Origin of the sequence: Methylobacterium sp. Leaf85, from assembly GCF_001422125.1 — a bacterium.
In the GTDB taxonomy this organism is placed as follows: domain Bacteria; phylum Pseudomonadota; class Alphaproteobacteria; order Rhizobiales; family Beijerinckiaceae; genus Methylobacterium; species Methylobacterium bullatum.
In genome coordinates this window covers 25655-46890 of record NZ_LMME01000030.1, presented here as the reverse complement: position 1 = coordinate 46890, position 21236 = coordinate 25655, and the positions used below count along the sequence as shown (strand labels likewise).

Genomic DNA, 21236 nt, shown 5'->3' with positions numbered 1-21236 from the left:
GGCCGGATGCCACATCCGGCCCGCCGCCATTGGGGCCGATCGTGAGATCGGCCTATCGGCGGATTGCCCTCACCACGTCACACGCGCCGTGACCAGGGCCTGGAACGGCTCGCCCACGGCCACCAGCAGGTTGCTGGCCGCCGACGACGAATAATAGGTCTCGTCGAACAGGTTCTTGAGGTTGAGCTGGATCGTCGTCGCCCGACCGTTCACCGCCGTGCGATAGGCCAGGAAGGCATCGCAGACGAGGTAGTGGGGCATGGTGAAGGTGTTGGCGGCATCGCCCGGCCGCTCGCCGATATAGCGGGTGCCGAAGCCGGCCTCGAGGAAACCGGGGCCGAGGCGCAGCGAGCCGAGCTCGCCCTCGCGCGTCACCGCGCCGAACTGGTGGGTGAGGAAGGCGGACGCCGTCACGCGCGGCGTGTTCTGGAGCTCCTTGCCCGCGAGGATGGGATCCTCGGTCACGAGGGCCTGGGTGAAGCCGTAGCTGCCGATCACCGCCCAATCGGGCAGGATCTGGCCGGCGACGTCGAGTTCGAACCCGCGCGAACGGGCCTTGCCGGCGGTGGTGGCGATCCGCGCTCCGTCCACCACCTGGGTGACCAGCACGTTCGCCTTCTCGACATCGAACATCGCCCCCGTCACGGTGAGGCCGGGGCCGAGATCCGCCTTTACGCCGACCTCGTAGGCCTCCCCCTCCTCGGGGGCGAGGGAGCCGTTGGTCTCCAGATCGGTGACGTTGGGCCGGAACGAGCGGCTGAAGCTGCCATAGAGCGAGAGATCGGGCGTCAGCTTGTAGACGATCCCGGCACGCGGGACCGGCTGCACGCCGTTGATGTCGGTGGTGACCACGGACGGCCGCCCGGCATAGGCGAGCTGATCGTAGATCTGGGCGCTGACACCGGCCACCAGGATGAGCTGGTCGGTGAGGTGGAACGAATCCTGGAGGTAGAGGCTGGTGTTGTTGAGCCGGTCGCGGACGTCGCTGCCCGTGAGCGAAACCTGGTTCGACGGGCCGAGGCGACCATAGACCGGGTCGAAGACGTTGAAACCGCCCTGGTTCGCTCCGCGAATGGTGGTCTTGCGGAAGTAGTCCACCCGCTCGTACATCGCGCCCGCCAGGATGTCGTGCCTTAGTCCGAAGGTGTCGAGCCGTCCGGTCAGGTCGAGGCGTGCCACATGGGCGTTGAAGTCGCCGCCCTGCGTTGAATCGGCCCGTCGGGTCAGGAAGCCCGTCTCGGCATTGTACGAGACCGCGCGGACCTGATTGTCGTCGTAGCCGAGATGGCTGAAGCTGTAGCCGAAATGCAGCCGCCAATCGTCGTTGAAGCGATGCTCGATGTCGAGGCTGGCGAGATGGCTGGTGGCGTCCACGCGGCTGAAGCGTTCGTCGAAGCGGCGGTCGCGCGGGACCCGCAGGGGCTGGCCGTTGCGCGGATCGAAGATGGCGCCGCGGTCGAACGGGATATTATAATGCGCGAACTCGTAGGCCACCGTCACCTTGGTGTCGTCGCCCTTCCAAGTGAGCGACGGGGCCACGACCTGCCGTTCGATCGCGCCGAAATTGCGCCAGTATTGGTAATCCTGAAAATCCCCGACGACCCGGTAGGCGAGGTTGGTGCCTTCCACCGGCCCGGTCACGTCGGCCTGGACGAGGCCGCCGCCGAAGCTCGTCCCGGTGACGCTGAGGGCGCCGTGTGAAGTGAATTCGGGACGCTTCGAGACGAGGTTGATGAGGCCGCCCGGCTCCGAGATGCCGTAGAGGAGTGAGGCGGGGCCTTTCAGTACCTCCACCTGCTCGATGGCGTAGTTGAAGTTCTGTTGCAGGACCGTGCGGCGGCCGTCCCGCAGGATCGAGCTGTCCCGCGTGGTCCCGAATCCGCGCCGGATCACGCCTTCCTGCGTGCCCCCGAGGCTGTTGGCCTGGGCGGTGCCGCTGACGTTGCGCAAGGCCTCGTCGAGGGACAGCACGCGCTGGTCGCGCAGGACGGTGGCGGGCACCACGGCGATGTTGGCCGGCGTGTCGAGGAGCGAGGTATCCGACCCGGCCCCGAAACTGGTCCGCCGGGGCTGATACCCGATGGTGCCGCTGCCATCGCCGTCGACGGTGATCTGATCGAGGGACACGGCGGTCGGGGAGGCGGCCTGCACCGCCGCCGGGCTGTTCTGGGCCCAGGCCGTGTCCGCGAGGACGAGGGCGGCCCCGCCCGCCAGCAACCATGGCAGGCGATTGGCGGCTCTGCGGTCGAGCCTCGCCGCATGAGGTGGGCATCCGGTCTGGTCGGGCATCGTCTACTCCTGAAACACTCCAGAAACACAAGTATGACCAAAGTCATAGCCTGACAATATCCAGTATAAACTTTGTAATTCTTCTAAAAATGCAGTTTAACGGTAATTTTATAGGCGATATTTTTCATCTGAAAGAATAGTTCATCAGACAATAAATTTCCGCTGGCCGCGATCCACTGCACAATAGCCTGACAAGCCAAAGGCGGGGGCGAGGCGCGGAGACGAACGGGCCACCCCCGAGAGGCGCGAAGGATCGGGCGCATCGGGTTTCCGGCGGCACGAGGAAGCTGGGCGGATTCGTCCCGAAGCCGGCGGGCTTTCACGGGGAGCCATGCGGGATCGGGCGCGGGCCGCTCACGCGCGGAAGGTCAGGGTGGTAACCGGAAGATCACATCTTGCCGGGAACTGGTGCGGGCCGCACCGACACCTCGGCAAGGTTGTAGCCTTCCCATGCGGAACGGCTTAGGGCGGTCGGCAAAGCTGGCAGTCTCCCGAGAGCTGCCGCGACGAAGGAGTTTCGGATGACCAGACGCGGCTACAAGGGGGCCATCGCCGCCGCCGCCCTCGGTGCCCTGGCCTGCATGGCCGGCACGGCGCAGGCGGCCCAGTGCGGCAACACGGCCAGCGGTTTCGAGGCGTGGAAGACCCAGTTCGCACAGGAAGCGAAGGGACGCGCCAGCGCCGCGAGCCTCGCCGCCCTGATGGAGACCTCCTATTCCGGCGCCACCATCTCGGCCGACCGGGGCCAGAAGAGCTTCCGTTTGACCCTCGACCAGTTCCTGGCCAAGCGCGGCGGCCCCACCATCGTCGCCCGCGGCCGCAAGCTGAAGCAGACCAACGCGGCGTTGTTCGACTCGATCGAGCAGCGCTACGGCGTGCCGGCCGGCCCGCTCCTCGCGATCTGGGGCATGGAGACCGGCTTCGGCGCGGTTCGCGGCAACATCAACACGCTCTCCGCCGTGGCGACCCTCGCCTATGATTGCCGCCGCTCGGACTTCTTCACCGACCAGCTCTACGCGGCCCTCACCCTCGTCGATCGCGGCATCCTCAACTCCGGGACCCGCGGCGCCGCCCATGGCGAGGTCGGCCATACCCAGTTCCTGCCCAAGAACGTGCTGACCTACGGCACCGGCGGAAGCCTCGACAGCATTCCGAATGCCCTCAACGCTACCGCGAACTTCCTGAAGGGTCACGGCTGGAAGGCCGGAGCCGGATACCAGCCGGGCGAGCCGAACTTCGCGGCGATCCAGGGATGGAACGCGGCCACCGTCTACCAGAAGGCGATCGCCCAGCTCGGACGGCAGATCGACGGCCAGTGACGGATCACGGGGCCCTGCGGGGCCCCGTTTTCGTCGGGCCGGGCTTTTCGCGCCGGAGGCACGCTCGGCGCTGCTGCCATAGGCCCACCTTGACTTCGCCCCCGCCCGATCGATCTTCCGGCTTCGACGATGGCGTCGCAGCGGGACCTACTCCATGGCCGGGATCGTTCTCGCAGGGTTGATCGGGATGGTGGCGGGTCTGCGGACGTTTACCGCACCGGCGGCAATCGCCTGGGCGGCGCATCTCGGCTGGATCTCCCTGGACGGGAGCTGGCTCGCCTTTCTCGGCTACCGCTCGACGGCCGTCATCCTCACCCTTCTCGCGCTCGCCGAGTTCGTCACGGACACGCTTCCCGCCACGCCGAGCCGCACCGTGCCCGTGCAATTCGCCGCGCGGATCGCGAGCGGCACCCTCTGCGGAGGCGCGATCGGGATCGGCCTGGGACAGCCCGTCGCCGGAGCCCTGGCGGGCGCGGCGGGCGCCGTCATCGGTACGCTGGGCGGCGCACGGGCGAGGGCGCGGATGGCCGCCGCCTTCGGTTCGGACCGGCCCGCCGCCTTCACCGAGGATGCCGTCGCCGTCGTCGCCGCGATCCTCGTCGCGAGTGCGCTCTAGCGCCGCCTCCGGGTCTCGCTCCAGGCCCTACCCCTTCGATCCCCCTGCGTGACGGGCGACAGAATTGTCGTGCTCAAGGACCGGAAGCCCGATTGGTGCGTTGCACTTCGTCACCACGCCTGACACCAGGGCGCTCCGTCGTGCGGAGCGACCATCCGGGGCCGGGCGGGGAGGGGACGATGCCTCTTTGCACCCATCCGCCGAATGCCCGGACCTATCCGGCGCCGGTCTTCGACGGAGGCGGGCAAAGACGTCGTGACAAGGACGTCGTGACAAGGATGTGGCGACCGGGCCGGCAGGCACGGAACGTGATGACCAGAACACGAGCGATCGGATGTGAGGGCTCCCGGCCTGCCGAACGACCGCTCACGCAAACGCAGCCCCGACGAGTCGGGTCGACATGATGCCGGAGTTCCCTTGATGGCCAAGATCCTACTGGTGGAAGATCACGAAGAGATCTGGGACTTCCTCTCCCGCCGTCTCAAGCGACGCGGCTACGACGTCATCCTGGCCCATGACGGCGAGGCCGGCGTGCAGCAGGCGCGTGCCGGACGGCCGGACGTGATCCTCCTCGATATGAACCTGCCCATCCTCGACGGCTGGTCGGCGGCCCGCGCGCTGAAATCCAGCGGCGACACCCGGGACATCCCGATCATCGCGCTCACCGCCCACGCCATGCTCGGCGACCGCGACAAGGCGATCCAGGCCGGCTGCGACGATTACCATCCCAAGCCCATCGACTTCTCCAAGCTCCTCACCCAGATCGGCGCGGCTTTGGGCGGCGCGGAAACGCCGGCCTGACCGCCGGTCCGATCCAGGACTTCGCGCGTCCCGACGGGACGGGGCTTCCACTGACACGCGTCGAGACGAGAAGACCCATCCTCCATGAGTGACGATCCCATCACCGCGCGCCTGATGCGGCAGGCGATGCCGGTGTTCACGATCCTGGCTTCGTGCCTGCTGGTCGTCACCATCGCGTCGATGCTGTATTTCGGCCGCGACATCATCGTGCCCGTGGTCCTGGCGATCCTCCTCAGCTTCGTCCTGGTGCCCGCCGTGCGCGTGCTGAGGCGGGCGATGGTGCCGCGCGCCGCTGCGGCGCCCCTCGTCGTGGTGGCGGCCTTCGCGGCGATCATCGGAGTCGGGCTGCTCATCACCACCGAGGCGGGGCAGCTCGCCTCCGACCTGCCGCGCTACCAGATCACCATCCGCGAGAAGATCGCCTCGGTGAAGGAGGCGACCTCGGGCAGCGGAACCCTGTCGCGCATCGTCGACATGGTGCAGGACCTCGGCGAGGAGTTGCAACCAGCGCCTTCGAAGGACGAAGACCTTCCGGGCCGGTCGGGCAGCCGCGCCAACCCCCTCCACGTAGTGGTCGCGACCCCGCAGGCCGCCCTCGCCACGACGCTCGGCGCCTTCGTCGGGCCGATCCTGCACCCGCTCGCTACAGCCGGCCTGATCCTGCTCTTCACGATCTTCATCCTGCTGCAGCGGGAGGACCTGCGGAACCGCGCCATCCGGCTCGCCGGCTCGGGCGACCTGCGCCGTACCACGGCGGCCATCGACGACGCCACCAGCCGGCTCAGCCGGTTCTTCCTGGCGCAGCTCGCCCTCAACATCGCCTTCGGCGCGGTCATCGGCACCGGCCTCTGGTTCATCGGCGTGCCGAGCCCGATCCTGTTCGGCGTGCTCGCCGCCATCCTGCGCTTCGTGCCCTATATCGGCGGCGCCATCAGCGCCCTGCTGCCCCTGATCCTGGCTGCGGCGGTGGATCCCGGCTGGTCGATGGTCATCGCCACGGCGCTCCTGTTCCTCATCGTCGAGCCCATCGCCGGCCATGTTGTCGAACCGCTGCTCTACGGCCATTCCACCGGGCTCTCGCCGCTGGCGGTCATCCTGGCGGCCACGGTGTGGACCTTCCTCTGGGGACCGATCGGCCTCGTCCTCGCGACGCCGATCACGGTCTGCCTCGTCGTCCTCGGCCGCCACGTGGACCGGCTCTGGTTCCTCGACGTCATCCTGGGCGACCAGCCGGCCCTGGCGCCGCCCGAGATCTTCTACCAGCGTATGCTCGCCGGAGACCCGGCCGAGGCGATCGAGCAGGGCCGGCAGGTGCTGAAGGCGCGGGCGCTGGTGACCTATTACGACGAGGTCGTGCTGGCGGGTCTTCGCCTCGCCCAGGACGACCTCGCCCGCGGAGCCCTCGACCGGTCGCGCCAGAGCGAAGTCGGCGCGGCGATCCGCACCGTGGTCGACAGGCTCAAGCTCGCGCCGATCAAGCGGTCGGGCTCCGCCGGGAATGCCGAGGCGGCGGCGGCCATCGCCGCGGCGGGGCCGGACAGCAGCAGCGCCGGCATCGTCCTGGCGCGGGACGATCTCGCCGCGAAGTGGCGCGGCGCCACCCCGATCCTCTGTGTGTCGAGCCGGGGTCCGTTCGACGAGGCGGCGACCCTGATGCTGAGCCAGATCCTCGGCCGTCATGGTCTGGCCGCCCAGATGACCTCGCTCGCTGACCTGCGCGCCGACAAGCGGCCCGAGCGCGCCGACGAGATCGCGATGATCTGCTTCTCCTATCTCGAACCGGTCAGCCTCTCGCAGATCCGTCTCACCGTCCGCCAGGCCCGCAAGGAACTGCCGGGCGTCAAGGTGCTCGTCGGGTTCTGGCGTGAGCGCGACCCCTCGACCCTCGACCGCCTGCGCCGGACCACCTCCGCCGACGTGCTGGTGACCTCCCTCAACGACGCCCTCGACGCGGCCCTGCGCTATGCCGCGCCGGGGCGGGCGGGACGCGGCTGAGGCCATGGCCGATCGCGACGCCACCCCCGCCCACGCCGCCACCGAAGGGCTGCTGGCCCGTATCGCGGAAGCGGACGGGCAACCCTTCCGCGCCGATGACGAGCGCCTCGCCTTGTCCGGCCTCCGGGCCGGGCGCGAGGTTCTGCTGGCGCGCATCCCGCCCGGCGAGGCGGCTCCCCCGTGGTGGGACGCCAGGCACCGCGGCCTCGGCCTGTGCCGCGCGCATCTCGACGGAGCCGACCTCGTCGAGGCCGACCTCTCCGGCGCCAACCTGTCCGGCGCCTCACTCGTCGGAGCGCTGGCCCGCTCCGCCCGTTTCGAAGGCGCCATCCTGGAGGAAGCGAATTTCAGCGAGGCCGATTGTAGCGGCGCCAACTTCACCGGCATCGTCGGCGGCGAGGCGCATTTCTCCGACGCGATGCTGGAGGATGCCGACTTCACGGGCGCGACGATGCGCTTTGCCCGGATGCAGCGCGCTCTTCTCGACGGGGCGACCTTCGCCCGCGCCGATCTCTGGGGGGCCGACTTCACCGGGGCGGATGCCGATTACAGCCGGTTCGACGGCGGCCGCCTCGACGAGGCGAACCTCTCCGACATGAACCTGACCTTCGCCAATTTCGACGGGGCGAGCCTCAAGAAGGCGCGTCTCACCGGCTCGCGCCTGCGCGGCGCCAGCCTCTCCGGCGCCGCCCTCGACGGGGCCGACCTGTCGGGCGCCGACCTGTCCGACACCAACCTCGTGCGCCTCAACCTGATGTCGTGCCGTCTGCGCCATGCGCGATTCTCCGGCGCGCTCCTCACCGGTGTCCGCTTCCGGGTGGACCAGCTCGGCGGCGCGGTGGGCGAGGAGATCGCGGGCGAGTACGAGGCCGCGCAGGCGAGCTACCTCGCCATCGAGCACAACATGAAGAGCATCGGCAGCCATGACGAGGCGAGCTGGGCCTACAAGCGCGGCCGTCGCATGGGTCGGCTCCATGCCGGCGCCGAGGCGCGGGCGGCCTGGTCCCGGCGGACAAGGGCGCCCAAAACCTGGAAGCCCGTCCTGCAATCGGGCTATCGCTGGGTCGCCGACCGGTTCGTGGAATGGCTGTGCGATTACGGGGAGAGCCTGTCGCGCATCGCCCGCGCCTTCGTGATCCTGATCTTCGTCTTTGGAGCCCTGTTCGGCATCGCCGGCGGGCTGATCCCCGAGGGCGGCAATGGAAGTGCGACGTACAACCCCCTCGACCTCCTCAGTTACAGCGCCCTCAACATGATGACGGCGAACCCTCCCGAGATCGGCGTCAAGCCGGTCGGGAGGTTCACCAACCTCCTCGTCGGGATCGAGGGCGCCGCCGGCATCATCCTGATGGGCCTGTTCGGCTTCGTCCTGGGCAACCGGCTGCGACGATAGGCACCCGCCGGAAGCGCCGTCCCCGCACACCACCGATCCGTCATCGACATCACCGCGAGCCGCACCGATGGACACCCCGACCTCATCCCGCCGCCTCTGGCGCTGGCGCGGCCCCAAGACCGTCCCCACCGCCCTGCAGGGGATTCCGGGCTCCCCCGTGGCCTTCGGCCTGTTCGCGGTCGCCGTGGTCGCCGGCCTTGCCAATTACGTGTTCGCCGAGCGCAGCCGCACGGAAGCCTCCCGCCAGCACGACATCATCACGCTGAACGAGCGCCTGCTCTCGACCATGAAGGACCTCGAGACGGGCATGCGCGGCTACACCCTGACCGGGCTGCCGAACTACCTTACCCCCTACAAGCGCGCGGTCGACACCCTCGACGGACAGATCGGTGAGCTCGACCGGCTGGAATCGGAATCCGCCGATCCCGGAACCGCCCGGCGACGGGAGTTGCGGACCCTCATCACGGGTGAGCGCGATTTCGCCCGCCGGGTGGTGGAGGCGCGGGATGCCGGCGGCTTCGACGCGGCCGTGACCCTGGTCCAGACCGGGGAGGGCAAGCGGATGATGGACGGCATCCGCGAAGCCACGCGGGTCGGCCAGGACCATGCCCGCGACAGCCTCGCCCGCTCCGAGACGACGGAATTCTGGCGTGGGCTGATCCTGTCCCTCGTCTGCGCGGCCTCGGGGCTCGCCGCGATGGGACTGCTGGGCCGCATCGCCCTGCTGCGCCGGCGCGACAGCCAGCGCATGACGGCGCTCCTCGATGGGGTTCTTGCCAACGCTCCCGTGGGCCTCGGCTTCCTCGACCAGACCCTGTCGATCCGCCACATGAACCGCGCCCTGGAGACCATGAACGCGCGCGGATTCCAGGCGTCCCTCGGCGGCCCGATCTGGGCCGCGATTCCCGAGCTCGAAGACCTGCTCCGTCCGAAATTCGAGGCGGCGCGCGACAACGGCCTGATCACGCCCGATATCGACGTCGCCGTGCCGACCCCGAGTGCGCCGGGCGGCGTCCGCCATCTCCAGATCAGCGTCTATCCGCTGCCGGGCGCGGCGGGCCTCTCCGACGGGACGGTGGACGGCGTCGGTTTCGTCGTCACCGACGAGACCCTCCGCAAGCTCACCGAGGAGCGCACCCGCCAGAGCGAGCAGCGGTTCCGCTCCCTGACCGAGGCCACGTCCTCCATCGTCTGGGCGACCCCGCCGGACGGCGGCTTCGCCGTCGCCCCGTCCGAATGGACCCGCTTCACCGGCCAGAGCCCGACGGAGGCCGCCGGCCACGGCTTCCTCGGGGCGATCCACCCCGACGACCGCGACAAGACGCAACTCGCATGGGACCACGCGGTCTCGAACGTCACGCTCTACGAGATCGAGCACCGCCTGCGCCGGCATGACGGGGTGTGGCGCCACATGGCCGTGCGCGGCGTCCCCATCCTCGACGAGGCGGGGACGGTCCGCGAATGGGTCGGCGCCCATACCGACATCACCGCGCGCAAGGAGGCCGAGCAGGCCCTGGAAGCCGCCAAGGAATCGGCGGAGGAGGCCAACCGCGCGAAAAGTCAGTTCCTGGCCAATATGAGCCACGAGTTGCGCACGCCGCTCTCGGCGGTGATCGGCTATTCCGAGATGCTGCAGGAGGAGATGGAGGATCTCGGCCAGGAGAGCCTGCTCGCCGACATGCGCAAGATCGAGGCGAATGCCCGCCATCTCCTCGGCCTCATCAACGACGTCCTCGACCTCTCGAAGATCGAGGCCGAGCGCATGGAGATCTACGCCGAGGACTTCCCCGTCGCCGAGATGGTGCGCGAGGTCGCCTCCACCGTGGACGCCCTCATCGGGAAGAAGGGCAACGCCCTCGACCTCGACCTCGCCGAGGATCTCGGGCTCGCCCATACCGACCAGACCAAGCTGCGCCAGTGCCTCATCAACCTCCTGAGCAACGCGGCGAAGTTCACCGAGAACGGGCGGATCACCCTCTCGGCCGTGCGCGAGGGTGATGGCGAGGACGCCTGGCTGGTCTTCCACGTGGCCGATACCGGCATCGGGATGAGCCCGGAGCAGCAGGCCAAGCTGTTCGAGCGCTTCACCCAGGCCGATGCCTCGACCACGCGCCGCTTCGGCGGCACCGGCCTCGGCCTCGCCATCACCCGCGCCTTCTCCACCATGCTCGGCGGGCAGATCGACGTGGCGAGCCGCGAAGGGGAGGGCACCACCTTCACGATCCGGATTCCCGCCCGCTACGTCGAGGTGCAGCCCGCCTCCGCGATCGCCCATGACGGACCCGCGACGGCGCCCTCCGGCGCCGCCAAGGGTGATCAGGTCCTCATCATCGACGACGATCCCGCGACGCGCGATCTCCTCACCCGCTACCTCGAGAAGGACGGCTTTCGCGTGGCCAGCGCGGCGGACGGGCGCGAGGGCCTGGAGCGCGCCCGCGCCCTGCGCCCGCGGGTGATCCTCCTCGACGTGACCATGCCGCGCATGGACGGATGGTCGGTTCTACGGGCGCTGCGCGCCGATCCCGAACTCGGGGCGACGCCGGTGATCATGGTCACGGTGCTCGACGAGCAGAGCCTCGCCTTCTCGCTGGGCGCCACCGACTACCTGCACAAGCCCATCGAATGGGGGCACCTGAAGGAAGCGATGGAGCGTTTCCGGGCCACGGGCTCCGACGGCCCGGTCCTCGTGGTGGACGACGACGCCGACGTGCGCGAGCGGATGACGGCGATGCTCACCCGCGAGGGCTGGCGCGTGACCTCCGCCGAGCACGGCCGGGCCGGGCTGGAGGCGGTGGCGGTGAAGAAGCCCTGCCTCATCCTCCTCGACCTGATGATGCCGGAGATGGACGGGTTCGGCTTCCTCCGCGTCCTGCGGGCAAAACCCGAATGGCGCGACATCCCCGTGGTGGTGCTCACCGCCAAGGACGTCACCGCCGACGACCGCCGGCGTCTGGCCGGTCAGGCGGACCGGGTGCTGCAGAAGGGCCAGCTCAGCCTGTCCGACCTCGCCGAGGCCCTCCGCTCCCTGGTCACGTCGTAGGCGGACGGTGCTGCGCCCTCACACGCCGGGCTTGCCACGGCGCCTGCGCTCGCGCTGGGCACTGGGCAGGCTGTCCGGCACCAGGGTGGCCACGACCGGGTTGGGGAAATGGTCGAACGCCGCGCCCGTGGCGGCATCGACGCCAATGCCGATGATGCCGCCGGCAATGACATTGCCCGCCATACCGGCGGCCCCGGTTCCCACGACTTTGGTGCGCACGGGAATGGTCTCGGGCCGGAAGCCGGGCTTGGCGAAGGTGACGTCGAACTCGTCGGAACGGTCGACATCGAGCGAGCAGGGCGTGGCCGGGCAGGCATAACCTTTGGTGCTGGTCATCATGGCGCCAGGGGGCTCGGTCTGGAACGCCATCTTCTCGGAGGTTCCGCGCGTGATGCTGCCGCACGCTCCCAATCCGAGCACACCGACACCCACCGCGGCCATCGCCGCAGCCCTGACAATCCGACCCACCATGACGTCCCCCATGCGCCGCATTCTCAGTCGGCGAAAGGTTGTCGCGCGACGGGTCTCGTCCCGCAAGAGTAGTAGTGCCCCCCTTGATTCCCGATACACAGGCATCCGTCGATGATTCGGAGGGTCCTGCCAACGGGGAACGGTCCGCGTCGGTTCAGATCGCTTCGTAAGCGAAGAGAATTGTGATCGTAGACAGGCCGAGGAGGCCGATGACGAAGCAGATGTCGGCGACACGCTCCAGCCGAAGGGCGAGGGGACGGTCGTCGTCGAGACGCATGGAGAGATAGGAAGCCGCCGCACTCGCGAGAAAGAGGATCGCCGTCAGCGAAACGGCCTCATCGACATGGCTCGGGCCGATCTGCGCCTCGGCGATCTTCACCAGTCCGACCAGCGTCGTGCAGACGCCGATCATCGTTCCCGCAGCGGGCAGGATGTGCTGGGACAGGGCACGGGCACCGTCGCCGCGGTTTGGGCGTCGTCCAATCATGGGTGGCTCTGGTGTTCGGAGGAGACGGGCCAACGACTGACATTCGGCCAACTCGGTGTATGAAGTCGGAATGAGCCATGAAGGCGCTCGGCAGATCAGCCACTGAATAATTTCTATGATAGTTGTTCGATCGGTCATCGGGAAGCGATTTACCTCAATGCCGAATAAATCTTATCTATCCGGCCTATGCCTCGAAAAGACATCTCGATCATTCGACTATTGGGCCGGCAGGGGGCTATAATGAGCACAGTAAAAATCAAAAACCAACTTAATACAAAAGCAGCGCTAGCCGCCCTTGATCGACGCGACTGGAAAGGCGTCCTTCATCATTCTGGAGATGCATCGGTTCTTTTAAAAAGCCACAGAATTTTGATGGCTTATATATGCGCTGCAACAGAAGAGCGCGACAATAAAGCATTGGATTTAGCGGGAGAAGTCGCATCACATCCGAAATGGACGTTGAAGCAACGGTACTCTTTCGCTCGAAATCTTGTTATTGCCAAGCATTATGCATCGGCATGGGGTGCAATTATCGCATTTCCCGATGCGCTACTTGATCCGGGACTCGCCAAGCATGCTCGCCGCATATTAGCGTATAGTAAAGACCATAAACTTAATACAGACATACACAAAGCTGTAAATCGGTCGACAAAAGGTGGCTCAAGAATAAAGGCAGCAATATCTGCTACCGATTTTCCGCATCCAGACGCTTACGTGCGCAAAATGGGAAGCACGTCAGTAGAGGCCAGCTCACGAACCCCCCGTCACCACATTGATATATTTAACAAGACAATGGAATGGGCGAAATCCTGCTTTTTAAAGCCAGCTCCTCCTTTATTGAAAGAGCATCGCGACGTCTTCGTTGATCGGTTTGGGCAAATCTGGAAAGAAAACGGCGCAGTCATTACGAGCGCTGGGCGCTCAATCCCGTCATTGAAAAGGACAGACGTACCAATTGTACAGAAAGGCATGTATGGAATAAAATATACAAAAGGGATCTATCATTGGATCGTTGATCGATTAACGTTTTTCTCATGGATGACGGATGGATCCGGCGAAGATACACAAATTCTTTTGAGTGACCACGCCAAATCCTTTGAGCGCGTTTCGCTTGAGATAGCAGGGCTCGGAAACCAAATCGTTGAAGTCGGCGACGCTGTTTTTGTCGAACATCTTCTTAAGGCCAGAGTAGGCTTTGAAGGAATGATGTATTGGGATCGAATTTCATCCATTATTGATATCGTTAAAAATTACTCTCGCGGTGAAGCGATAAAAAACGGCCTCGAACCTTTAGAAAAAATCTACATTTCAAGAACAGATGCCACGAGACGGCAGATGTCCAACGAGCTAGAACTTGAAGGAAAACTTTCAGCCCTTGGATATTCGGTGGTTTCCATGTCGGGAATACCTCTCTGGCAGCAGATTTTTATTGGATTGTCTGCCAAAGATATTATAGCCCCTCATGGTGCGGGCCTCTCTCACATACTGTTCTGCGAAAGAGATACGCGCATCACCGAGATAATTCCCATTGCCGAGGGCACCCATAAGCTGCGGTTCAATTATGCCCGAATGAGCTTGGCACTTGGGCATCGGTATGGCGCTTGGCTCGAGCCCCAGGTTGGAGATCGAGATACTTGGAGCACGGATATTCCGGAGTTTCTCAACTTCTTGGAAAGGCAGGCGCCATGATTGTTTGCCTCAGCCTCGTTCATGCTCACGGCGATCATGCGTGGATCGGCCACAGATAGACGATGACGCAGTTGAACGACGGACACGGAAACACGTCCGCCATTCCTGAAAACGGAAAGATTGTCGGTACGTCCTCCGGTCCACTTGGCAACGCCATCGTGGTAACGAAGTCGACTGAAGTCGCCCGTATGCGGGTCGATCGTACCGGCTTCAGACCCACCGCTATCGCCGCCAGCTTCGGCGTCGGCCTGAATCCAGGCCGCAAGGTCCTTGCCTCCTTCGGCATAGGGCATGAGTCGCGTGTCTTCATAGGCGCGCGTTCCTTCGCTTGATGAAACAGATGTCGCTCACAGTTGCGCCATCGCTCATGGCTAAGGCGCCATCTCGCGTGATCGATATCCGGGAAATGCGACGACGAGCGGGAAGATCGCTGCAACCTCACCCACGAGACAAAAAACCCGCCTCGGCGTGAGCCGGGCGGGCAAAGGAGGAGTCTCTTAGCCATCTCCCAACAGCCTCAAAGGCCGCCGGTTCCACGGTCGGCAGTGATTGCCTCAGAGCGGACCACGCATACCGGTTTTTTCCGGAGCTTGATTGACGGCTCTAGGAATGGCAGTCCCGCCGCACTTGCCGCAACAGGAAGCTGCCTTGTCCGCGCAACCGCAGACGATCGCCGGGATCGTCATCTATCATCCCGACGAGGCGAACCTCCTTCGCCTCGTCGGCGCGCTGGCGCCCGACGTGCGGGAGATCGTGATCTACGCCAATTCCGCCGTCTCCTCGCAGGATGAGGAAAGTCTGCGCGCGGCGGCGCAGGGCACCGACCTCTCCGTGATACGACCCGGCGGCAATCTCGGCCTCGGCGCCGCCTACAACGACCTCCTGGACCACGCTACCGGGCAGGACGCTTCCTTCCTCCTGCTTCTCGATCAGGACAGCCTGCCGCCGCCGGGTGCGATTCCGCGGCTTGCCGCACGGCATGCACAGCTGGCGGAGGCCGGAGAACAGCCTGCCATCGTCGGCCCCCGCCCAACGGATTGGGCCGGCAAGCCGTTGCAATCTCCGCCCGGACAGGGAGGCAGCGGAAACGCGGCGCATGCGTCCCGCGTGCAGTTCGTGATCTCGTCGGGCTCCCTCGTGAATTGCGAGGCAGCGCGCGCCGTCGGTCCGTTCCGGACGGACTTCTTCATCGATGCCATCGACGTGGAATGGTGCATGCGGGCCAACCACCGTGGCTACTCCATCTGGATCGCGGAGGACGTCCCGATGGCGCACGAACTCGGTCGCGGCCGGATCCGGCTTCCTTTCGGTCTCTCGCCGACGGACCAGCCGCCGCGACGGCTCTACACATTCCTGCGCAACCAGTTGGCTATGCTGCGCATGAACCATGTCCCTCTCGCCCACAAGGCCCGGACGCTCGTCCTCCTCCCCCTGCGCATCGTCGTGTATCTCGGGCAGAACCGCTTCTCGCGCGAGGTCCGTATAGCTCTCTGGCGCGGCCTGATCGACGGCGCCCGCGCCGAGCTCGGCCCGCCGGAGACCGCGCTCGGGAGGTCGGCACACCGGCAGGACAATCGCGCGACGGTATTCAAGCGGCCCCGGTAGGACCGCCGGGCGTTTCGACGCCGCATACCCGGTCATGCTCAGCGCCGGACGCATCGGACCGTACTCCGGCCCCTCATCACTTCAAGATCCGCCCGTCGAGACCGCGAACGCTGAAGCCATCGGCCCAGGCGGACAGGGTGAAGCACCGCTCTATGGCATGGTGAAGGGTTGCGTCGAGCTGGCGTGCTTCGGGCTCGAAATCCTCCGGGCTCAGCTGGAGATGCCGCAGGCGCGCGAGTGCCGCCGGTCGAAACCAGAACATGGACCCTTCAAAGAATCCCAGACGGACGGCATCGTCCGGCATGCCCATCCGCCGCACGATGGCCCTGACACGCGCTTCGTTGGCCATCCAGTAGGATGGCGCTGCCCGGTAGCTGGCCTTCCAGCCGATGAGACCGGTATCCGGCTCTTCGAACGCAGCCAGCAGCCGTAGAGTCGCATTGCGGCCGCCCGCAAGCGTAGTGAAGAGGAGCTTGCGTCGAATCTCGCCGTCGAGCAGATGCGGGCTGCGTTTGGTGTGCAGCTTCAGGACCGCGTCATAAGGGTCGAACACCCCTGCATTGAGCAATGTCAAGAAAGGGGCGATGTCACGACCCCGATTCTCGCACGGGTGCAGGATCGCCCCGGGAATGTCCTGCAGCAGATGACGAGCCTGCTCGATCCTTTCGCTCGGAACCGTGAGGTGAAGCGGAGCCCCATCGGGCAGCGTCGCCCAGCAGGCCAGGATCTCGGGCAAGAGATCGAGGTAGTACACGTGCGCGACGACAGCCGTCCGAACGTCGGGATGATGCGCGGGCGTGCCGAACCGCGCCACCGCCTGCCGCAGGCGCTGACCAACCGGCGATACGAAGGCAGCGCCAAGCGTCAGCGCTGCGATCTTCTGGTAGACGTGGCGACGGTAAGCGCGGGAACGCAATCCGAGACGGCCGATGGCCATCAGGCGTGCTGACATGACCATCTGCTGAACCTTTGCAAAGCGGGACGCTGTATCGCCGAACATGGTCCATATTCATTCTCATGCCAGGGACGAGACGGCTTCGGCGATGGAGTCCATACATGGTAATCTCGATCGCGACGTGACCTGCGGAGCCATCGATAGCGATCGCTTGGCCCTCTCATCACCGGCGCGTCGCTGCCTGATCCACAACGTGGACGTGGCATCTTACCCGATCCGGGACGAAGCATTGCGAAGATGGCGGATCAAACCGATCCACTCGGAATCGTATCCAGATCAAAAATGAGGGGTAATTGCCGCTACTCTTTCCTCTGCTCCCGGCTCAACAGGAATGTCCAAGGATCTCACGAGCGCGATGAAGCGCTTTCCGACGCTTTCAAAAGAGTACCGGATTCGCATCACAACTTTGCCTTCCTCGGAAAGGCGTGACCATAAAAGGGGGTCTTCGTGGAGGCGGATGATCGCCGCTGCGATTTCGTCCACGTCTCGTCCGACCATAATATTTCGATCTTCGACCAACCCCATACCTTCCGATGCGATCGGGGTCGCGACGCACGGAAGGCCCGCAGCCAAGCTCATCGCCACCTTACCCTTGATGCCGGCCCCAAAGCGGAGCGGGGCGACCGTCAATCGCGCGTGCGAGAGGATCGGTTCCAGTTCCTGCACGAAACCCCGCACGAAGATCCCGGAATCCGCATCGGCAAGTTGCCGAACCTCATGAGTTGCGTTGCTGCCGACAATATCGAGTCTCGCATGGGGCAGCGCACGACGAACCTTTGGCCAGATATCTGTCGTTAGCCAAATAGCTCCATCAATGTTTGGTGCATGCAGAAAGCCACCTATAAACAGAACACCGTCTCGTTCCGAGAAATCCGGGGATTCAGATGTGATGTTACGCGCGAAAGGAATAATGTGAATCGTAGCTTGTGGCACCAACTCTGCCAGCATACGCCCTTCTTCCTCGCTCAAAACGATCGTAGCGTCGGCTTCCGACATGCAGCGCAGCTCCGAAATACGCCGTTGCGCTGCGGCTCGAGCCTTTTCTTGGCATCCTTCCAGCGCGGCTTCCCGCTCTTCGCGAAGAAAATGCAGATCCACCGTGTTGAAAACGATGCGTACATTGGGCGCGCAACGCCTCACATGGGCAAGCAGCCGCTCCGCAACATGGATCCGGTTCAAAATGAAGAGATCGAACTCGCCCGCACGGTCTTGCAATACTTGCTCGGGAGACGAATTCGGTGGAATCTCGATGTAATCGACATTGCTGTTCTGCATGGCGTGAAGATACAGAGGATCGCCGACACGGGCCACGATCGACATGAACGAGACATCGTATCCAATCGCCTGAAACATTTTCAATTGATGCCATAGGTCGAGCGACCCGGAATCCTGGTCCGGCGTGGGAACAGTCCAGTCGATAAAAAGAATGCGCGGCACGCGATTCCGCCGAATTTTGGCTATTTGTTTGGAAGGCGGCGCGATGAACATACGGACACGGCGTCGCGCATTGGCAGTAAGACGACCGACATGACGGACCGGTGCAGACAGCCGCCATGAGGTCGATGTCAAAACCTCTCCGATATGACGCTTCTGCTCGGCTACGATAGCGTGGGTCTGGTCCATTTCGCGGCGCAGATCGACGATATGGGTTATCGTCTCGTCCGCCTGCTCGCGTAACCGACCGATCTCCGCATCCTTGGCTTCTTTCGCGCTTTCCAGATACCGGATCCGCACATCGCCCCGTGTGTTTCGGTCCTGAAGCCACTCGACCTCCGTCCGCATGACATCGACTTCTGCGGTCCGTTCCGAGACCACGTCTTCGAGATGCTGGATCACGACCTTAGCTGCGGTAACCTCGCCTTGTAGCCGCGTGATTTCGGTATCCCGCACACCGACTTCGCGAGCCAGCGCGGCGGCCTCGCCTTGTAGCCGCCTAATTTCGATATCCCTGATACCAAGTTCCCGAGCCAGGGCGACGGCGTGAGTCTGGTGGCCTTGTTGCTCGCCCACCCAAGCCATGTCATTCAGTGCGCTGGTGAAAAGCTGCGGCAGAGGCCCGTCGGATGCCACGGCGATGAGATAATGCGCGCGCGGAGCGCCCAGCGTGCGGCGGTAGGCTTGCCCGTCAACGGATGAATGCAGCTCGAGGTCGGCAGATGCGCCGCCGTCAAGGCCAATGAAGGAGCCCACGATGGAATCCTGCTCCAAAATCGCGACGTTTTTGAAATGATCTCGAATTAGAGCGTCGAATTGCGGTCGAGTGAGTTCCTTTAAATGAAACTCGTTCTCGTGCCCGTCTTCAAAAGTGTAGACGTCTTTGTCAGGCGAAGAGATAATCAACAACCCGTCGGTTCGTAGCGCATTTTTCACACCAATCATAAACGCTTGGTGCTCGACAAGATGCTCGATTGTTTCAAAGCTGACAACAACGTCGAAAGACTCGCGGTCTTGCATGTTAGCTGCGTCACCTTTCCGAAACGTTAGATTGTCTTTCACGTAGTTCCGTCGTGCGAAGTCAACCGTCGCCTCGTCCAAGTCGACACCGATGACGCTTCGCGCTACCGTGCCGAGCAGCGCAGAGCCGTAACCCTCGCCACAAGCAACGTCGAGAACATCGAGACCGCAGCAAAAGCGCGTAGCGAACAAATAGCGATGATGGTGCTGATGCCGAATCGGTCCGGAGATGCTTGACGTGTAACGCTCTCCATTGAAATCGAGCTGCTCCTCCGGTCGCGGAAATTCGAGATCGTCGGCTTGCGGCGACCCTGGCTTGGTAATGATCATGCCGATTATCTCAGGTGGCCAAGAAGGGTCTGTCGGAGCGTACCCCGTAGAACGATGTCATAGAATACGGCGGCGGAAGGAGCGCTGCCGCGAAGTGCCTGCAAAAGGCAGATCAGGTTGCTCATGCCCTTGCTTTCGAGCGCAGCGATGAAGGCCCTGACGCCGTCTGCTAGATCTCCGCCAATAAGACGGTTGCCGCCTTCATGCAAGGCGTTCGCCCAGACGGCAGCGATCTCTAAACGAATATTGTCCAGGTCTTCAGCGATCGTGTTCCGCGGATGCACACGATACTGAATATGCTTAAAACCGTGGTCAACGGCGACGCGCCCCCGGGTGAAGGCTGTCATCAGGAAGTCCAGGTCGTGGCAATAGCGAAGGTCGCGGAAGTATCCCGCCCGGCGCCAGAATGATTTTGCGATCACCATATTGGACGTTGTCGCCACCCAGTTCTCGTGGAGAAGCGACAATTGTGGCAATGCATGGGCATCCCGGGCGGCAAGTGCCCGCCTCATCCAGTCGGCGGCAACTCCGTGATCTTGGACTCGGTTCTTCTCATCGATGATGTCCGCTTCTCCCACGATCACATCGAGAGTGGGATCCTGTATCATCAAAGCGCGACAGCGGGCCAACTTGCCGGGATTGAAGACATCATCGGAGTTCAGTACGGCAATGTAATCGCCGTTTGCCATGTCAAACAACTTGTTGATCGTGGCATGCGCACCGACATTCGATTGCGCAATTACTTGCGCAATCGGAAAATTTCGCATTGCTTTTCTGGCGATCTGCAGCCCTCGATCCGACGAGCCGTCATCGAGAAGAATGACCTCGTCGGCAGGCGATGTCTGTCGTGCCACACTGTCCAAAGCCATCTCGATATATTTTTCATGATTATACAGGGGTATGATGACAGAAATTCGAGCCATTATTGAATGTCCGTATCAAACAGAGGAAAGTATTGCGTCTTGTAACGCAGATCACGAGTGCGATCCTTGATCAGTCGGGCAGGATTTCCTCCAACGATCGTGTAGGGGGCGACGTCCCGCGTAACGACGGCGCCAGCAGCGACGACTGCTCCCTCTCCAATCGTGACACCTGGCAAGATGATCGCTCGGGCACCGATCCAGGCATGATCCTCAATCGTCACCGCACCCTCCACGCAGACGAAATCCGGATTCTGAGGGTCGTGTGTCAAGGTTTGGATCAGCGTATAATGCGATATATTTACATTGTTGCCGATCTTCAATGTGACGCGACCGTCCAGATAGCAAAACCGATTGATGACGGTGTTCGAACCGATTTGGATCCTGTACCCGGTGACGAAGCAGCCCGAGCAGATCGTCGACGCCTCGCCGATCCGGACGTGACAGAAGCGCCTCAGAAAAGCGTGCCTGATCCCGTAAGGCATCCAGTTCATGAAAAAATGATTGGCCAGCCAAAAGGATAGGGCTGGCTTGTAGCGATAGCGGGCGTCGCGATAAATCCGGCGCAGCTTGCGGTCGATCCGCATCGCTATGGACGACGTCTGAGTCACAGGTTTTGGCATTTCCGGGGGCGGAGTCGGAGCCGCCGCAACCACCTCGTCCATGATGGTTTGATAGCGTGCAAGCACCGTGTCAAAGCCATGCCTCTGGTGCAGCTTTGCGCGACCGCGCAGGCCTGCCTCGCTCCACTGCTCGCGGTTCGAAGCAAAATCGAGCATGGCCTGCGCCAATGGCTCGGTGAGGCGATAGCTTTGTGGAGTGTAGGCGAGCCGGTCGAGTTCGGCGGATTCGAGCTTTAGAAAGTCGGGATA

Annotated in this window: 15 protein-coding genes and 1 pseudogene; 9 read left to right on the top strand and 7 right to left on the bottom strand. The window is 63.9% G+C overall.

Annotation, left to right across the window (positions count from 1 at the left end; translation table 11 throughout):
- Window positions 1–69: 69 nt before the first annotated feature.
- Window positions 70–2289 carry a TonB-dependent siderophore receptor gene (locus ASF08_RS15060; protein WP_244474548.1) on the bottom strand — a complete coding sequence of 740 codons (2220 nt, stop codon included), beginning with the start codon at window positions 2287–2289 and terminating at the stop codon, window positions 70–72.
- Between the two features lie 521 nt (window positions 2290–2810).
- Between ASF08_RS15060 and ASF08_RS15055 the strand changes: the two genes are divergently transcribed.
- The 6 genes from ASF08_RS15055 (at window position 2811) to ASF08_RS15030 (ending at window position 11453) form a co-directional block, all read left to right on the top strand.
- A complete protein-coding gene (locus tag ASF08_RS15055; RefSeq protein ID WP_056146745.1) occupies window positions 2811–3608 on the top strand; it encodes a lytic murein transglycosylase in 798 nt (265 codons plus the stop codon).
- A 154-nt stretch (window positions 3609–3762) separates the two neighbouring features.
- Window positions 3763–4224 carry a DUF4126 family protein gene (locus ASF08_RS15050; protein WP_056146742.1) on the top strand — a complete coding sequence of 154 codons (462 nt, stop codon included), beginning with the start codon at window positions 3763–3765 and terminating at the stop codon, window positions 4222–4224.
- 420 nt (window positions 4225–4644) lie between these two features.
- Window positions 4645–5025, top strand: a complete 381-nt coding sequence (locus ASF08_RS15045; RefSeq protein ID WP_018043373.1) for a response regulator — start codon at window positions 4645–4647, stop codon at window positions 5023–5025.
- Between the two features lie 84 nt (window positions 5026–5109).
- The gene (locus tag ASF08_RS15040) at window positions 5110–7020 is read left to right on the top strand and encodes an AI-2E family transporter (RefSeq protein WP_056146740.1); all 1911 of its coding nucleotides are present in this window, start codon (window positions 5110–5112) and stop codon (window positions 7018–7020) included.
- Between the two features lie 4 nt (window positions 7021–7024).
- On the top strand, window positions 7025–8413 hold the full coding sequence (locus ASF08_RS15035) for a pentapeptide repeat-containing protein (protein ID WP_056147154.1): 1389 nt from the start codon (window positions 7025–7027) through the stop codon (window positions 8411–8413).
- A 67-nt stretch (window positions 8414–8480) separates the two neighbouring features.
- Window positions 8481–11453 (top strand): response regulator, encoded by a 2973-nt coding sequence (locus tag ASF08_RS15030; protein ID WP_056146738.1) that lies wholly within the window; start codon window positions 8481–8483, stop codon window positions 11451–11453.
- Window positions 11454–11471: 18 nt separating this feature from the next.
- Here ASF08_RS15030 and ASF08_RS15025 read toward each other — a convergent pair whose 3' ends face one another.
- Window positions 11472–11894: a translation initiation factor 2 gene (locus ASF08_RS15025; protein ID WP_147832690.1), complete on the bottom strand. Its 423-nt coding sequence runs from the start codon at window positions 11892–11894 to the stop codon at window positions 11472–11474.
- A 184-nt stretch (window positions 11895–12078) separates the two neighbouring features.
- Complete coding sequence (locus tag ASF08_RS15020; RefSeq protein WP_056146736.1) at window positions 12079–12411, bottom strand: hypothetical protein; 333 nt, start codon at window positions 12409–12411, stop codon at window positions 12079–12081.
- A 240-nt stretch (window positions 12412–12651) separates the two neighbouring features.
- On the opposite strand from ASF08_RS15020, the gene ASF08_RS24215 reads away from it, so the two are divergent.
- From ASF08_RS24215 to ASF08_RS15015, 3 genes are all read left to right on the top strand, one after another.
- A complete protein-coding gene (locus tag ASF08_RS24215) occupies window positions 12652–14100 on the top strand; it encodes a glycosyltransferase family 61 protein (RefSeq protein ID WP_162238964.1) in 1449 nt (482 codons plus the stop codon).
- Window positions 14101–14162: 62 nt separating this feature from the next.
- Window positions 14163–14432, top strand: a complete 270-nt coding sequence (locus tag ASF08_RS24905) for a hypothetical protein (RefSeq protein ID WP_156629611.1) — start codon at window positions 14163–14165, stop codon at window positions 14430–14432.
- A 316-nt stretch (window positions 14433–14748) separates the two neighbouring features.
- Window positions 14749–15705, top strand: a complete 957-nt coding sequence (locus ASF08_RS15015; protein WP_056146734.1) for a glycosyltransferase — start codon at window positions 14749–14751, stop codon at window positions 15703–15705.
- Between the two features lie 76 nt (window positions 15706–15781).
- On the opposite strand, the gene ASF08_RS15010 is transcribed toward ASF08_RS15015, so the two are convergent.
- From ASF08_RS15010 to ASF08_RS25870, 4 genes and pseudogenes are all read right to left on the bottom strand, one after another.
- Window positions 15782–16705, bottom strand: a complete 924-nt coding sequence (locus ASF08_RS15010; protein ID WP_082473223.1) for a rhamnan synthesis F family protein — start codon at window positions 16703–16705, stop codon at window positions 15782–15784.
- A 231-nt stretch (window positions 16706–16936) separates the two neighbouring features.
- Window positions 16937–19444 carry a glycosyltransferase gene (locus ASF08_RS15005; protein WP_056146730.1) on the bottom strand — a complete coding sequence of 836 codons (2508 nt, stop codon included), beginning with the start codon at window positions 19442–19444 and terminating at the stop codon, window positions 16937–16939.
- A 5-nt stretch (window positions 19445–19449) separates the two neighbouring features.
- Window positions 19450–20367: a glycosyltransferase family 2 protein gene (locus tag ASF08_RS15000; RefSeq protein WP_056146728.1), complete on the bottom strand. Its 918-nt coding sequence runs from the start codon at window positions 20365–20367 to the stop codon at window positions 19450–19452.
- Window positions 20367–20585 (bottom strand): annotated as a pseudogene (locus tag ASF08_RS25870) (acyltransferase); the annotation flags it as partial. The gene ASF08_RS15000 and the pseudogene ASF08_RS25870, both read right to left, overlap by 1 nt.
- Between the last annotated feature and the right edge of the window lie 651 nt (window positions 20586–21236).

What these genes read in the sequence shown, in the direction of transcription:
- ASF08_RS15060 (WP_244474548.1), bottom strand. Translation starts at nt 2,289, where the DNA reads ATGCCCGACCAGACCGGATGCCCACCTCATGCGGCGAGGCTCGACCGC.
- ASF08_RS15055 (WP_056146745.1), top strand. Translation starts at nt 2,811, where the DNA reads ATGACCAGACGCGGCTACAAGGGGGCCATCGCCGCCGCCGCCCTCGGT.
- ASF08_RS15050 (WP_056146742.1), top strand. Translation starts at nt 3,763, where the DNA reads ATGGCCGGGATCGTTCTCGCAGGGTTGATCGGGATGGTGGCGGGTCTG.
- ASF08_RS15045 (WP_018043373.1), top strand. Translation starts at nt 4,645, where the DNA reads ATGGCCAAGATCCTACTGGTGGAAGATCACGAAGAGATCTGGGACTTC.
- ASF08_RS15040 (WP_056146740.1), top strand. Translation starts at nt 5,110, where the DNA reads ATGAGTGACGATCCCATCACCGCGCGCCTGATGCGGCAGGCGATGCCG.
- ASF08_RS15035 (WP_056147154.1), top strand. Translation starts at nt 7,025, where the DNA reads ATGGCCGATCGCGACGCCACCCCCGCCCACGCCGCCACCGAAGGGCTG.
- ASF08_RS15030 (WP_056146738.1), top strand. Translation starts at nt 8,481, where the DNA reads ATGGACACCCCGACCTCATCCCGCCGCCTCTGGCGCTGGCGCGGCCCC.
- ASF08_RS15025 (WP_147832690.1), bottom strand. Translation starts at nt 11,894, where the DNA reads ATGGCCGCGGTGGGTGTCGGTGTGCTCGGATTGGGAGCGTGCGGCAGC.
- ASF08_RS15020 (WP_056146736.1), bottom strand. Translation starts at nt 12,411, where the DNA reads ATGATTGGACGACGCCCAAACCGCGGCGACGGTGCCCGTGCCCTGTCC.
- ASF08_RS24215 (WP_162238964.1), top strand. Translation starts at nt 12,652, where the DNA reads ATGAGCACAGTAAAAATCAAAAACCAACTTAATACAAAAGCAGCGCTA.
- ASF08_RS24905 (WP_156629611.1), top strand. Translation starts at nt 14,163, where the DNA reads ATGACGCAGTTGAACGACGGACACGGAAACACGTCCGCCATTCCTGAA.
- ASF08_RS15010 (WP_082473223.1), bottom strand. Translation starts at nt 16,705, where the DNA reads ATGTTCGGCGATACAGCGTCCCGCTTTGCAAAGGTTCAGCAGATGGTC.
- ASF08_RS15005 (WP_056146730.1), bottom strand. Translation starts at nt 19,444, where the DNA reads ATGATCATTACCAAGCCAGGGTCGCCGCAAGCCGACGATCTCGAATTT.
- ASF08_RS15000 (WP_056146728.1), bottom strand. Translation starts at nt 20,367, where the DNA reads ATGGCTCGAATTTCTGTCATCATACCCCTGTATAATCATGAAAAATAT.